11 protein-coding genes are annotated in these 13878 nt (G+C 73.9%); 6 read left to right on the forward strand and 5 right to left on the reverse strand.

Features of this window, described 5'->3' with window-relative positions:
• The first annotated feature begins 60 nt into the window (after positions 1 to 60).
• From ORI94_RS09720 to ORI94_RS09730, 3 genes are all read left to right on the forward strand, one after another.
• Complete coding sequence (locus ORI94_RS09720; protein WP_266074003.1) at positions 61 to 924, forward strand: lysophospholipid acyltransferase family protein; 864 nt, start codon at positions 61 to 63, stop codon at positions 922 to 924.
• The gene (locus ORI94_RS09725; RefSeq protein WP_042168021.1) at positions 921 to 1931 is read left to right on the forward strand and encodes an NAD(P)H-dependent glycerol-3-phosphate dehydrogenase; all 1011 of its coding nucleotides are present in this window, start codon (positions 921 to 923) and stop codon (positions 1929 to 1931) included. The genes ORI94_RS09720 and ORI94_RS09725 overlap by 4 nt, the downstream gene beginning before the upstream one ends.
• Positions 1932 to 2046: 115 nt before the next feature.
• Positions 2047 to 3204, forward strand: a complete 1158-nt coding sequence (locus ORI94_RS09730) for a D-alanine--D-alanine ligase family protein (RefSeq protein ID WP_266074005.1) — start codon at positions 2047 to 2049, stop codon at positions 3202 to 3204.
• Positions 3205 to 3259: 55 nt separating this feature from the next.
• Here ORI94_RS09730 and ORI94_RS09735 read toward each other — a convergent pair whose 3' ends face one another.
• Entirely contained in the window at positions 3260 to 3760 is a 501-nt protein-coding gene (locus tag ORI94_RS09735; RefSeq protein ID WP_266074006.1) for a DUF3515 domain-containing protein, read from the reverse strand.
• A 20-nt stretch (positions 3761 to 3780) separates the two neighbouring features.
• Positions 3781 to 4014 (reverse strand): Lrp/AsnC family transcriptional regulator, encoded by a 234-nt coding sequence (locus ORI94_RS09740; protein ID WP_042168027.1) that lies wholly within the window; start codon positions 4012 to 4014, stop codon positions 3781 to 3783.
• A gap of 218 nt (positions 4015 to 4232) precedes the next feature.
• Between ORI94_RS09740 and ORI94_RS09745 the strand changes: the two genes are divergently transcribed.
• Positions 4233 to 5198 carry a thiamine-phosphate kinase gene (locus ORI94_RS09745; RefSeq protein ID WP_266074007.1) on the forward strand — a complete coding sequence of 322 codons (966 nt, stop codon included), beginning with the start codon at positions 4233 to 4235 and terminating at the stop codon, positions 5196 to 5198.
• 38 nt (positions 5199 to 5236) lie between these two features.
• Positions 5237 to 6076 carry a bifunctional hydroxymethylpyrimidine kinase/phosphomethylpyrimidine kinase gene (thiD, locus tag ORI94_RS09750; RefSeq protein ID WP_266074143.1) on the forward strand — a complete coding sequence of 280 codons (840 nt, stop codon included), beginning with the start codon at positions 5237 to 5239 and terminating at the stop codon, positions 6074 to 6076.
• Between the two features lie 112 nt (positions 6077 to 6188).
• Here the strand turns inward: thiD and rpmB are convergent, their stop codons facing one another.
• Positions 6189 to 6374 carry a 50S ribosomal protein L28 gene (gene rpmB / locus ORI94_RS09755; RefSeq protein ID WP_004924906.1) on the reverse strand — a complete coding sequence of 62 codons (186 nt, stop codon included), beginning with the start codon at positions 6372 to 6374 and terminating at the stop codon, positions 6189 to 6191.
• A gap of 267 nt (positions 6375 to 6641) precedes the next feature.
• On the opposite strand from rpmB, the gene ORI94_RS09760 reads away from it, so the two are divergent.
• Complete coding sequence (locus ORI94_RS09760) at positions 6642 to 8381, forward strand: DAK2 domain-containing protein (protein ID WP_266074145.1); 1740 nt, start codon at positions 6642 to 6644, stop codon at positions 8379 to 8381.
• Between the two features lie 483 nt (positions 8382 to 8864).
• Here the strand turns inward: ORI94_RS09760 and ORI94_RS09765 are convergent, their stop codons facing one another.
• Positions 8865 to 11876 carry a tetratricopeptide repeat protein gene (locus ORI94_RS09765; protein WP_266074013.1) on the reverse strand — a complete coding sequence of 1004 codons (3012 nt, stop codon included), beginning with the start codon at positions 11874 to 11876 and terminating at the stop codon, positions 8865 to 8867.
• Positions 11873 to 13720, reverse strand: coding sequence for an HSP90 family protein (locus tag ORI94_RS09770; protein WP_266074146.1), 1848 nt, complete (start codon positions 13718 to 13720; stop codon positions 11873 to 11875). The genes ORI94_RS09765 and ORI94_RS09770 overlap by 4 nt, the downstream gene beginning before the upstream one ends.
• Positions 13721 to 13878 lie beyond the last annotated feature (158 nt).

Genomic DNA, 13878 nt, shown 5'->3' on the forward strand with positions numbered 1-13878 from the left:
GGGCGACACTTGTGCGGCCCGCCCGGCCCCCGGGTCCAGGACTTAGAGGAAGGTGTCCGTGTGCCGCGCCGCAGAATCGGCTTCGCGTACCGCTTCGCCGCGGTGATCTGCAAACCTCCGCTGGTGGTTCTGCTCAAGCGGGACTGGCGCGGAATGGAGAACATTCCGGCCCAAGGTGGATTTATCACTGCGGTGAATCACAATTCACACATAGACCCCGTCGCCTACGCGCACTTTCAGTACAACACCGGTCGCGTTCCGCGATTCCTGGCGAAGAGCGGTCTTTTCAGCAGGGGATTCGTCGGAGCCATGATGCGCGGCACCGGGCAGATCCCCGTCTATCGCGAGAGCACGGACGCGCTCAGCGCCTTCCGGGCCGCGATCGACGCCGTGGAGCGCGGCGAATGCGTCGCCTTCTACCCCGAGGGCACCCTCACCCGGGACCCGGGCGGCTGGCCCATGACCGGCAAGACCGGCGCCGCGCGGGTCGCCCTGCAGACCAGGTGCCCCGTCGTCCCGGTCGCGCAGTGGGGAGCCAACGAGGTGCTGCCGCCGTACGCCTCCCGGCCCCGCCTCCTCCCGCGCAAGACGCACCGCGTGCTGGCCGGACCGCCGGTGGACCTGGACCGTTTCTACGGCCGGGAGATGACACCCGAGCTGCTCAGGGAGGCGACCGAGGTCATCATGGCCGCGGTGACCCGTCAGCTGGAGGAGATCCGCGGCGAGAAGGCCCCCGGGGAGCCCTACGATCCGCAGCGTGAACGCGTGGAGCAGCGCCGCAAGACCCGGACCCAGACCCGGCGCAAGGGACACGCCGGCCCGTCCGGGCGCGGACCGGCGGAACACCGGCACCAGGAACGGCAGAACGAACAGCGGTGGCCCAAAGAACGCGCCACCGCGCGGGAAGAGGGGCTGAACACGTGAGCAAGCCGGTCAAGGCGGCCGTCTTCGGCACCGGATCGTGGGGTACGGCCTTCGGCATGGTGCTCGCCGACGCCGGATGCGACGTGGTGCTGTGGGCGCGGCGCCCCGGACTCGTCGACGCGGTCAACTCCACCCGCACCAATCCCGACTACCTGCCCGGAGTCGAACTCCCGGCGAACCTGCGGGCCACCACGGACGCCGCCGAGGCCGCGCGCGACGCCGACTTCACCGTTCTCACGATCCCCTCCCAGACGCTGCGCGACAACCTCGCCGAATGGAAGCCGCTGCTCGCCCCGGACACGGTCCTGGTGTCGCTGATGAAAGGCGTCGAACTCGGCTCCGCCATGCGGATGAGCGAGGTGATCGAGGACGTCGCCGGGGTCGGCGCCGACCGGATCGCCGTGGTCACCGGACCCAACCTCGCCCGGGAGGTCGCCGCCCGGATGCCGGCCGCCACCGTCGTCGCCTGCACCGACGAGGCCGTCGCCCAGCGGCTCCAGGCCGCCTGCCACACGCCGTACTTCCGCCCGTACACCAACACCGACGTCGTCGGCTGCGAACTGGGCGGCGCCGTGAAGAACGTGATCGGGCTGGCCGTCGGCATCGCGGACGGTATGGGGCTCGGTGACAACGCCAAGGGTTCGCTCATCACCCGCGGGCTCGCCGAGACCACCCGGCTCGGGGTCGCGCTCGGCGCGGACCCGCTGACCTTCGCCGGACTCGCGGGCCTCGGCGACCTGGTGGCCACCTGCTCCTCACCGCTGTCGCGCAACCACACCTTCGGCACCAACCTCGGCAAGGGCATGACCCTTCAGGAGACCGTCGCGGTCACCCGGCAGACCGCCGAGGGCGTCAAGTCCTGCGAGTCGGTGCTGGATCTCGCCCGTCGGCACGGCGTCGACATGCCGCTCACCGAGACGGTCGTCGGCATCGTGCACGAGGGCAAGCCCCCGGTGGTCGCCCTCAAGGAGCTGATGTCGCGCAGCGCGAAGCCGGAACGACACTGAGCGACGACGCGGCGGCGGGGGAGCGACGCGGGCACCGTCCCGCGCGGCAGCCCTCCGTTTGCCGCACCGTGGGCGCTGTATCAGGGGTGCGGCCACCAGGTACTCTCATCGCCATATGAGCACCCAGAACCTCCCCCAGAGCCCCGAGCAGCCGCCTCGCAAGCCGCGTGTGGCCGTTGTGTTCGGCGGGCGCAGCTCCGAACACGGGATCTCCGTGGTCACCGCCGGCGCCGTCCTCAAGGCCATCGACCGGACGAAGTACGACGTCCTGCCGATCGGTATCACCCGGGACGGCCGCTGGGCACTCACCGCCGACGAGCCGGACCGTATGGCCATCGTCGACCGGCGCCAGCCCAGCGTGGACCAGCTCACCGACGCGGCCGAGGGCACGGTGGTGCTCCCCCTCGACCCCGCGAACCGCGAAGTCGTCTACAGCGAGCCCGGTTCGGTCCCGAAGGCGCTCGGCGAGGTCGACGTCGTCTTCCCCGTGCTGCACGGCCCCTACGGTGAGGACGGCACCCTGCAGGGGCTCCTGGAGCTCTCCGGTGTCCCCTACGTGGGCTCGGGGGTGCTCGCCTCCGCCGTCGGGCAGGACAAGGAGTACATGAAGCGGGTGTTCACCTCCTTCGGGCTGAAGGTCGGCCCGTACGTGGTGATCCGGCCCCGCGAGTGGGAGAACGACGAGTCCGCCGCCCGTAAGAAGATCGTCGACTTCGCCGGGGAGCACGGCTGGCCGCTGTTCGTGAAGCCCGCGCGGGCGGGCTCCTCGATCGGCATCACCAAGGTCGACGGCCTCGCCGGTCTGGACGAGGCGATCGCCGAGGCCCGGCGGCACGACCCGAAGATCCTGGTGGAGGCCGCGCTGCACGGCCGCGAGATCGAATGCGGGGTGCTGGAGTTCGAGGACGGCCCGCGCGCCTCGGTGCCCGCCGAGATCCCGCCGCCCGACGCACACGCCTACTACGACTTCGAGGCCAAGTACATCGACTCCACGCCCGGCGTGGTGCCCGCACCGCTGACCGCCGAGGAGACCGCCGAGGTGCGCCGGCTGGCGGTGGAGGCGTTCGAGGCGGCGGGCTGCGAAGGGCTGGTGCGCGCGGACTTCTTCCTCACCGGGGACGGCGGGTTCGTCATCAACGAGATCAACACGATGCCCGGCTTCACGCCCATCTCGATGTACCCGAAGATGTGGGAGGCCACCGGCGTCGAGTACTCCGAGCTGGTGGACCGACTGGTGCAGGCGGCGCTGCGCCGGCGGACCGGACTGCGCTGAGACGCACGGCCAGAAGGCCGAGCGGTCGGAAGGACGGGCGGTCGGAAGAACGGCCCTAGGAGGCGATCCCCTCGGGGATCGCCTCCTTGACGGCGGGGGCGAGATCGATCAGTACGCCCGTGCTGTCGCGTCCGTCGGTCACCCTGACCTCGACATAGGCCTCACGGCTCGCGGTCGTGAAGCGGTGTGCCCCGTCGTCCCGCTGTTCCATGAGCCAGTCGACACCGTCGACGCCGCCCGCCAACGCCTCCGGGTCGTTGCCGCCCGCCACTTGGGGATCCACCATCTTCGGCGGTTGCGAGACACCGCACCGCAGTATGATCGCCTCGCCGCCCCAGCCCGCGGTCAGCGCGGACGCGGGTTCGGGATCGTCGCGATTCTCGCCGTCCACCTCCGCCGGCAGGACCTCGTCCAGGTCCTGGCACAGCTGGGTGGTCTTCGCGTCCGGGTTGGGAACCGCCGCCGACGCGCTGTCGTCTGCCGAGGAGCAGCCCGCGGCGGTGATCAGCAGGGCGAGAGCGGGAAGGACGGCGTGACGGTGACGGAAGGAGCTCACCGGCACAGGGTAGACGGGGGCTACAAATGGACGACCGGGCAGGTCAGGGTACGGGTGATGCCGTCCACCTGCTGCACCTTCGCGACCACCATGCGACCCAGGTCGTCGACGGTGTCGGCTTGAGCGCGCACGATGACGTCATAGGGTCCGGTCACGTCCTCGGCCTGGACGACTCCAGGGATCCTGCCGATCGTGTCGGCGACGGTCGACGCCTTGCCGACCTCGGTCTGGATCAGGATGTACGCCTGTACCACGGAACCTCCAGAGCGGCCACGAGGATCATGTGGGGGAAGGGAACGCCACGGTATCGCGTTGCCGCTCGTCGCGGGGAGACCTGCGGGGACCGGATCCCGCGCGCCGGGGCACGGGCTGGACACAAGGTGACGGTCACTTCGACCGTAGCGAGGGCGGAGACGACTCGCGACCGGGAACGGACCCGGGAACGGACCGGGACAGAAGGGGAGCTGGGGACATGAAGGGCACGGTTGGTGAGCTCGGGGAGTTCGGGCTCATCAGGGAGCTCACCTCCCGCCTCACCACCACCCCGGCGGTCCGGATCGGCCCGGGCGACGACGCCGCCGTGGTCGCCGCACCCGACCGCAGGGTCGTGGCCAGCAGTGACGTCCTGCTCGAGGGCAGGCACTTCCGCCGCGACTGGTCCACCGCCTACGACGTCGGCCGCAAGGCCGCCGCGCAGAACCTCGCGGACATCGCCGCCATGGGCGCCGTGCCGACCGCGCTGCTGCTCGCGCTGGTCGTCCCGGCCGAACTGCCGGTGACCTGGCCCTCCGAGCTGATGGACGGCCTGCGTGACGAGTGCCAGGTGGCGGGCGCCGCGGTGGTCGGCGGAGACGTCGTACGCGGCGACACGATCATGGTCGCGATCACCGCGCTCGGTGACCTGCGCAACCAGGAGCCGGTGACCCGGGGCGGCGCACAGCCCGGCGACCTCGTCGCGGTGACCGGCTGGCTCGGCTGGTCCGCGGCCGGGTTCGCGGTGCTCTCGCGCGGTTTCCGCTCGCCGCGTGCCTTCGTCGAGGCGCACCGTCGGCCCGAACCGCCGTACCACGCGGGCCCCGCGGCGGCCGGGCTGGGCGCGACCGCGATGTGCGACGTGAGCGACGGACTGATCGCCGACCTCGGGCACATCGCCGAGGCCAGCAAGGTCCGCATCGACATCCGCTCCGGGGCGGTCGACATCCCCTCCCAGATGAACGACATCGGGCAGGCCGTCGGCGTCGACCCCATGCAGTGGGTGCTGACGGGGGGAGAGGACCACGCGATCGTGGCCACCTTCCCGCCGGACGTGAAGCTGCCCGCCCGCTGGAAGGTGATAGGCGAGGTCCTCAACCCCTCGGCGCTGCCCCAGGTGACGGTCGACGGGGCCCCCTGGACCGCCCAGGGCGGCTGGGACCACTTCGCGGACATCGAGTCGTGAGCGCCGGGAGCGTGGAGGGCGCCGAGGGCGCCGCGGCCGTGCCGCCGAGGGTGCTGACGGTCGCCGGCTCGGACTCCGGCGGGGGAGCGGGGATCCAGGCCGACCTGAAGACGATGCTCGCGCTGGGCACCCACGGCATGAGCGTGATCACCGCGGTCACCGCGCAGAACTCCCTCGGCGTGCAGGGCGCCTGGCCGCTGCCGGTGGAGGCGGTGCGGGCCCAGTACCGCAGCGTCGTCGACGACATCGGGGTCCAGGCGGTCAAGACCGGCATGCTCGCCTCCGCCGGACTGGTGGAGGCGGTGGCCGGCCTGCTCGCCGGAAGCCGGGTACCGGTGGTCGTCGACCCCGTGGGGGTCTCCAAGCACGGGGACGCGCTGCTGGCGTCCTCCGCGCTCGACTCCGTGCGGACGAAGCTGCTGCCGGTCGCGACCGTGGCCACGCCGAACCTGGACGAAGTGGCCCAGCTCACCGGTGTCCGGGTCCAGTCGGAACGGGACTTTCGCCGGGCCGCGGAAGCGGTGCTGGCGTTCGGGCCGCGGTGGGTCGTGATCAAGGGCGGCCATCTCGCCGGAGACCCGGGCGACGCCGTCGACCTCCTCACGGACGGTTCACAGGAGCACTGGCTGCGCGCCCCGAGGTACGACAACCGGCACACCCACGGAACGGGCTGCACCCTCGCCTCGGCGATCGCCGCGCAGCTGGCCAAGGGGCAGTCGGTGCCGGAGGCGGTGACGGCCGCCAAGGAGTACGTCACGGGTGCGATCGCGGCCGGGTTCGGGCTGGGCGCCGGGATCGGGCCGGTGGACCACGGGTGGGCGCTCGGGCGCAGGGACGGCGTCGGATCCGGGGGCCGCCCCGCGTCCGACGGGTGCTGAGGCCCGCCTCACGGCCGGGAAAGCCCGCGCGGGCATGGCAAGAAGCCGGTCCACCCAGGGTGGACCGGCTCAGTGCGGTGAACCAGCTGTGGCCGCGCGCTCAGCGAGAGCGTCAGCGCGAGACCTTGCCGGCCTTGATGCACGAGGTGCAAGCGTTCACGCGCTTCGGCGTCCCGCCCACCACGGTACGCACACGCTGGATGTTCGGGTTCCAGCGACGGGGCGTACGGCGGTGCGAGTGCGAGATGTTGTTGCCGAAGCCCGGCCCCTTGCCACAGACGTCGCAGTTGGCAGCCACGGGTCACTCCAAAGACTTCAGATGCACTTACGGTTGATCCCGGCATGCCGGGATCAGGAACGTCGGAACTCGAGGAGCTCTTGGGAATCTGAGTGGCTCTGCCAGGGAGAGGCCCGATTCGGATCGGGCAACCGGAGCAGCATACAACGGGTGAACCAGGAGAACGAAACCGGCATGGCAGCTCAGGGGCCCGCCCGGCCCGCTTCCGCCGACCGGACCCCCGAGGTCTACGCTGCGTGCCACGTCCAGCAGCTCAGGGAGGCGCAGGTGGCGCAGGTGCCGCAGACATTCTTCGATGCTCTCGCGGTGCGTGCCTGGTGCGGACGCGCGCTCGACGCCCTGGGGCGCGCGCGTGAGGAGATCGACGCGATCAACGTCTACCCCGTGGCGGACGGGGACACCGGGACCAATCTCTACCTGACGGTCGAGTCCGCGGCCACGGCCGTCGAGGCGGTGTTCGCGGGGTACGAGGCGGGCGGGCCCGAGGGGCCCACGCTGGCGGACGCGGCGCGCGCGATGGCGCACGGGGCGCTGATCGGCGCCCGCGGCAACTCCGGGACGATCCTGGCGCAGCTGCTGCGCGGGATGGCACAGGTGCTGGCCGGGGAGGAGGCGCCCCACGCCGACGGCCAGGGGCTGCGGCGCGCCCTGCGGACCGCGGCCGACTCCGCGCGCCGGGCCGTGGCCCACCCCGTCGAAGGCACCGTGCTCACCGTCGCCACGGCCGCCGCCGACGCGGCCGGCGGTGCGGAGGGCGACTGCGGGGAGGTGGCGCGGGCGGCCTACGACGGCGCCCGCGCGGCCCTCGCCGCGACGCCGGGCCAGCTGGCCGTGCTCCGGCGGGCGGGTGTGGTGGACGCGGGCGGCAAGGGACTGGTGGCGGTGCTGGCGGCCCTGGTGGAGACGTTCACGGGAGAGACACCGGGAGGGGCCGGGCCCGGGGTGTACGGGACCGGGGCGCACGCGCGGGCGGGGCACGCGCGGGCGGGTCACGGGGAACCCGCCGGGGCCGGGCGCCCCGCCGGCATCACGCCTCCCACCGGGTGCGCCGACGGCGGGGGAGCGGCGGAGGCCGCGGTCACCGGACCCGCCTTCGAGGTGATCTACCTCCTGGAGGCCGAGGACGCGGCCGTGCAGCGGTTGCGGCAGCGGCTCGACGCCCTCGGGGACTCACTCGTCGTGGTCGGCGGCGACGGGCTGTGGAACGTCCACGTCCATGTCGACGACGCCGGAGCCGCCGTGGAGGCGGGGGTCGAGGCAGGGCGCCCGCACCGCATCCGGATCACGCACTTCGGCGCCGGTGACGCCCACGCCCCCGGTGCCGGCCGGCCGGCCGCGGAACGGGTCGCGCGGGCCGTGGTGGCCGTGGTGCCCGGCGAAGGGCTGGCCGGCCTGTACACCGAGGCCGGGGCGACCACGGTGCTGGCCCGCCCCGGCGAGCCGCCCGCGAGCGGCGAGCTGGTCGACGCCGTACGGCGGGCCCACGCGCACGAGGTGGTGCTGCTGCCCAACGACGCGGAGCTGCGCCACACCGCCGCCGCGGCCGCCGAACAGGCCCGCGCCGACGGGCTCAGGGTGGCCCTCATCCCCACCCGTTCCGCGGTCCAGGGCATCGCGGCACTCGCGGTGCACGAGCCGGAGCGCCGCTTCGACGAGGACGTGGTGGCGATGACCTCGGCGGCGGGCGCGACCCGGTACGCCGAGATCACCGTCGCCGAACGGCAGTCCTGGACCATGGCGGGCATCTGCCAGGCCGGCGACGTCCTCGGCCTCATCGACGGCGACGTGGCCGTGATCGGCGACGACGCCACCGCCACCGCCACCGCCGTCCTGGACCGCATGCTCTCCGCCGGCGGCGAGATGGTCACCCTGGTCCTCGGAGACGGGACCCCGCACACCGTCGCCACGCACCTGGAGACCCACGTCCGCGAGCGCTACCTGGCCGTCGACACGGTCCTCCACCAGGGCGGCAGGCAGGGAGCCCTGCTCCTCATCGGGGTGGAGTGAGGGCGGGCCCCCTGCGGGCGGCGCGAGCCGCGTCGTCGCCGGTCCCGGCTCCACGCCCCGGCCGGCCGCAGCGGACGCCTGCGGTCACCGGGCCGCGTACGCGCGCCAGACCGCTGCCGGGGGCAGTCCTGTCCAGTCCTGCCCCCGGACGTCCCGGCCACCGGAACCGCCGTGGTGCCCCGGCCACGACCCGTCACCTCCGGTCCGGGCCCGGCGGGCACGTCCGCCGAGGGGGGCGCCCGGCGGCCGTCGCCGCCCGGCCCCGCGACGCCGGACCGCGACGCCGGGGACGGTGCGACCGGGGCCGCGGTCCGGGTGTTCCGTCGGCCCGACCGGCTGGATGACGTGGCGGGAGACAGCCGGACGTCGCCGTCGCCGCCCCGTTTCGCGCCGGACCACCCCGCCCCGGGCCGGCGGTGGGCCCGGTCGCGTGCGAGGAGGTTTCAGGGGCGGTCCGGCCCGCGCGGTCGTCGTGCGGCGGGTTCAGCTCTCCGCCGCGCCCCGCTCCTCCTCCGCCTCCCTCCCCGTGACGGTACGCACCAGGTGTTCCGCCTGGGCGCGCAGGGCCCGGGCCGTCCCGTCCTGCCCGGGGGCGTTCCCGTGGGCGGTCAGGACGGCACGCGCGCGTGCCGTCGCGGCGGCGGGGCGGCCCAGGTCGGCCTCCAGCCGGGCCGCGGCCAGTTCGGCCCGGGAACGGTCCTCGAGGGTGTCCGGGCCCAGCGGGGCGAACGTGGCGATCGCCCGGTCCAGCGCGGCCACCGCCTCCTCGCGCAGGGACTTCCCGTCCTCGGCGGCGGTCCCGCCGCCCGCCACCCGCACCAGCAGGTCCGCGAACTGCAGGTGGGTGTGGCCGAGCTCGGCGGTGAGACGCGCACGGGTCTCGTCGTCCGGGGCCGCGGCCGCCGCCGTCCCGCACTCCTCGACCGCGTCCGCCATCAGCGCGCGTGCCCCGTCGAGGTCGGCCTGCGCACGCAGCAGGAGCCACGCGCGGGCACGCAACGAGCGCACCAGGCCGGGCACGTCGCCGACCGTGCGCCACAGCTCGCCCGCACGGGCGAAGGCCCGCTCCGCGTCCCCGGACAGGCCCGCCTGCTCCAGGCTGGCCGCGGCCAGATGGGCCAGCGTCGCGTGGTCCTGCTGCTCCGGCCAGTGCCGGGCGATCTCGGCGGCCTGCAACCGCCGCTCGGCGGCGGCCCGGTGCTCGCCCAGCTCACCGAGGCAGTCCCCGAGCCACCACAGCGTCTGGACGACCGCCCCGTCCCCGTGCGTACCGGCCGTCACGTCGGGCAGGACGGACTCCAGCACCTCGGCCGCCTCGGCCCATCGTCCGCGCCGCAGCAGGAACCCGCCGAGCTGGTGCCGCGCCCAGGCACCCAGCGTCGCTCCCTCGCCCGCCTCGTCGGCCCAGTGCGCGGCCTCCAGGGCGTGGTCCGCGGCCTGGGCCACCCGCCCCAGCCCGCCGGTCACCTCGGCGAGCTGCAGATGCAGCTGAGCCCGCCCGACCGGCTCCAGATACGGCCCGCCGTGCTCCAGAGCCGCCCGCAGCGCCCGTTCGGCACCGTCGACGTCACCGAGATGGTGGGCGAGCTGCGCCAGCCGGGCCTCGTACTCCACCGCGAACCACGGCAGCCCCGCCGCGACGAACGCCTCGGCGGCCCGCGCGGACAGCTCCGCGGCACCCTCCACGTCCCCGGAGTGCCCCGCCAGTTCGCCGAGCATCGCCTGGGCCTCGGCGGCCCGCGCGGCGAGCCGCACGTCCCCGCCGGTGTGCCCCTCCACGAACGCCAGGACCGCGCGGACGGCGGTCACGGCCTCCTCCAGGACGGCGTCCTCACGGTCCTCACCGGCGGCGTGCACCCGCCGGGTCAGGATCCGCGCCCGTGCCATCAGTACCGACGCCGTCTGCCGCGGGCCCGTACCGCCGGCGGCGTACAGCGCGAGGACCTCCTCGTGCGGTCCGGCCACCGCCGCGAGCGCCTCGTCCACCCGGCCCTCCAGCGCGTGGACGTAGGCCGCACGCGCGCGTGCCGCCAGAGCCTCCCCGGGGTCGTCCGCCTCCGCGTACAGTTCGGCGGCCCGCTCGAAGAGGCCGGTGGCCCCGGGGCCGAGGGCCATCGCCTCGTGGTCGGCGACCTCCGCGCGGTCGCGGACCTCCAGGATGTCGGCGTTCCCCGCCGCCTCGGCCTCCTGCGCGGCGCGCGCCACCGCCGCCCACGCCTCCACGGCGTGCGGCTGCAGGGTGTCCGACAACCGCCGCGCCTCGACGAGCAGCGCGGGCAGCCCGAAATCGCCGAAGGGCTCCGTGTCCGGCGCCGCCGGCGCCCCGGCACCCGGCGCCACGGGCCGTACCGGGCGCTCGGGCGACCGTATCGGGGACCTGCCCGACGGCCGCACGCCGAGCGGCAGCCGGTCCACCAGCGGGCGGCGCGCCATCCGCGCGCGGGCCCGCTCACCTACGTGCTCCGTGCCGTTGCGCTCGTCGAAACGGGCCGCCAGAGCCAGCGCCCGGTCCCGCGCGTGCGGGGCCAGTTCCGCGGCGGTCCAGGTCCGTCCGGCCGGCCCGGGGACCCGGCTGCCGCCCAGACCGAGCCCGGTCAGCCGGTCCATGACCAGCGTCACCACACTCAGGAAGTCCAGCTTGCTGCGCGGATGCCCCTCGTCGGTGAAGTAGGCGGGCCGCTCCGCGAGCAGTTCGAGGGCGCGCGCCTCGTTGCCGCTCAGCGCGCAGAACTCCACATGGTCCGCGTACGCGCCGCGCATGCTCTCCATGGGCCGGACCAGCCGGAAACCACGCAGATGGTGGGCGCGCGCCTCGTCCACGCGGCCCAGCCGCAGCAGGGGCAACAGGGAGGACGCCAGGACCGTGTGCGGTTCGTGGGCACAGGTGAACTCGCCCTCCAGGACCGGCCGCCACAGCTCGAGGGCCTCCGCGTCCCGCCCGTTGTGCGCCTGCCACCAGCCCTGCCCGTGCAGCTCGCACGCATGGCAGTCGGCCATGGTGTCCCGGTCGGCGGCCAGCCACGCGGCGTACGCACGCTCGGCCCGCGGCACGTCCCCGACATGCGCGGCCACACTGAACTCGGCACTGCGCACCGCTCGCTCGGAATGACCGGCCAGCCGGTAGCGGCGCTCCATCTCGCCGAGCCACTTCTCGATCGAGGCGAGCGGGATGTGCGGCTGGTCGAGCATGCCGGCCGACATCCACTTGAACACCCAGTGCAGCGCATGCGTCTCGTCCGCGTCGAAGTCCTCGGGGCGTTCGTCCCACATGCGCAGCAGCCGCGCGAAGGGGACGAACATCTTTCCCTTCTCCGAGCTGTAGTTGTAGACCTTCAGCTGGTGCCCGAGCGCCTCGATCACGGCGAGCGGGATGCCCAGCTGCTCGGCCTCGAGCAGCAGGTGCTCCGCGCGCGCGTTGCGGGCCGGCCCCTCCGGCTGCTCGGAGTTCTCGCCCATCGCGCGGCGCAGGGAATCGAGATCGGTGATCGAGGTCATCGGCCGGAGCCCCCCGTGGAGTCGTCGTGGGTGGCCCACTCCAGCAGGCCGAGGAACGCCCGGTTGAGCAGCGCCGAGTCGGCAGGCCGCAGCTGCCGCTGTGCCATGAGCAGCGCCTGCCCGTACAGGGACTCGGTGGCGGTGCCGATGAGTTCGGTCTCGCCCAGCGAACCGATGCGCCGTACCAGCGGGTTGAGATGGTTGAGCACCAGACGCGCCCGCGGGGCGCTGCCGCGCAGCGAGCCGAGAATGCCCGCCCACAGGTCGTCGGCCCCCGACTCCGCCTCGGCGCGAGCCTGTTCGTGCCGGATCTCCCGGTCGTCCAGGTGCAGCGCGGGCACCGACAGCGGGTGGAACGCGCGCAGGACCACGTCGCAGCCCAGCGGGTCCAGTCTGGCCCGCGCGGCGGCCAGGAAGCCCGACAGGGCCAGCTCCTCGGCCGGGTCCACCGCGTCCAGATGGGCGGTGACCGTGTCCGCGTCCAGCTCGGCGACCGCGGTGTTCGGCCGCACCGCCGGCAGCGCCTCGACCAGTTCGCTGTCGTACGTGTAACCGCCGTTGACCACGCCGATGCCCTGCGCGGACGCGATCGGCGCGACCTGCCGGTACTCCTCGACCGTGCGCGTGAAGTGCACCACCGGGTGCCGCTGCGCGAACTCCTCCAGGGACAGCCGCCCGTCCGTCGTCTCGAACGGCAGCCAGGGCAGCATCGTGCGCAGCATCTCCCGGTCGTGCCGCGCGAGCGCCTTCACGCCCAGGTGGTGCACCGACAGGAACGCCGCAAGGCGCTCCGGGTCCCCGGCGGCCAGACCGGTCAGCCAGCCGCGGATCCGCTCGCCCAGCGACTCGCGGACCCCGGCCAGCGTCTCGTCCTCGTACAGCGACTCGCGCGAGGCCGTCGGTCGCAGACTGTCCGTGTCCAGGACGCAGCGCACGAAGAACGCCCAGTCGGGCAGCAGCTGTTCGGCCCGCTCGGTCAGCAGCATGCCCTTCAGGTGCACGCGGTGTCCCGCGCGCCGGGCCGGACTGACCGCGGACGGCAGCACGTACGCCACTCCGCGCACCCCCGCCAGCGGCACGTCCAGGTCGACGGAGTCCAGCGGGGTGAAGCCGAACAGGTCGTGACAGTGCCGGGCCAGTGCCACCCTGCGGGCGGCGGGACTCGGATACGCGCGGTCCCAGGGCGCGGGCAGCCCGGTCACCGCCTCCTCGCCCACCCGTACGTCGTACGGCAGCAGCGAGCCGAAGTCCCGGGCCAGCGACAGCACCCGCTCCTCGGCCAGCCACTCGGCGGACCCGGCCCGCGCCACCAGGTGCACGGTGGTGCCCGGCTGGGGCCGCGCCTCCCCGGGCAGCGTCCGTACGGTGTACGAACCGTCGTCGCGCGCGGTCCACTCCACGGGCAACGCGTCCGCCGTCCGCGCACTGCGGCTGACGACGCGGATCCGCTCGGCCACCACGAAGCAGGCGAGCAGCCCGATGCCGAACTGCCCGAGAAAGCCGGAGCGGGCCTCCTGCAGGCCCTCGGCGCGCTTGGAGCTGCGCCCGATGGTGGCCAGCAGGTCGTGCACGTCCGCCTCGGTGAGGCCGACACCGGTGTCCTCCACCCGCAGCCCGTCCGCCTCCACGGACAGCCGCACGTGTGCCGGGGCGTCCGGATCCTCGGCGCGGCGGGCGGTGATGGCGTCCACCGCGTTCTGCAGCAGCTCGCGCAGGTAGACCTTGGGACTGGAGTAGAGGTGGTGGGAGAGCAGGTCCACCAGGCCGCGGAGATCGACCTGGAAGGTGTGGGGCGGCTGAGGTGGGCCGGGTGCCTGGGATGCCTGGGAGATCTGGGAGTCCATCGTCACGGCGCCGGTGGGGGCTCTTGACGGCGCGGGGTCGGGCGGTCCGGTGACCGCGGGGATGGCCGGGGCGTTGGCGCGTCATCCTAGGGCCCGGAGGACTCCGCCGACCAGGGAATTCCCCATCCGCCGGAAGGCGCCGCGGCACCGGTGTTCCC

This window comes from Streptomyces sp. NEAU-W12 (assembly GCF_026242095.1).
GTDB lineage: Bacteria > Actinomycetota > Actinomycetes > Streptomycetales > Streptomycetaceae > Streptomyces.

Excerpts from the sequence above, each read along its gene's own strand:
- ORI94_RS09730 (WP_266074005.1), top strand. The coding sequence starts at position 2,047 with ATGAGCACCCAGAACCTCCCCCAGAGCCCCGAGCAGCCGCCTCGCAAG.
- ORI94_RS09745 (WP_266074007.1), top strand. The coding sequence starts at position 4,233 with ATGAAGGGCACGGTTGGTGAGCTCGGGGAGTTCGGGCTCATCAGGGAG.
- ORI94_RS09765 (WP_266074013.1), bottom strand. The coding sequence starts at position 11,876 with ATGACCTCGATCACCGATCTCGATTCCCTGCGCCGCGCGATGGGCGAG.
- ORI94_RS09770 (WP_266074146.1), bottom strand. The coding sequence starts at position 13,720 with ATGGACTCCCAGATCTCCCAGGCATCCCAGGCACCCGGCCCACCTCAG.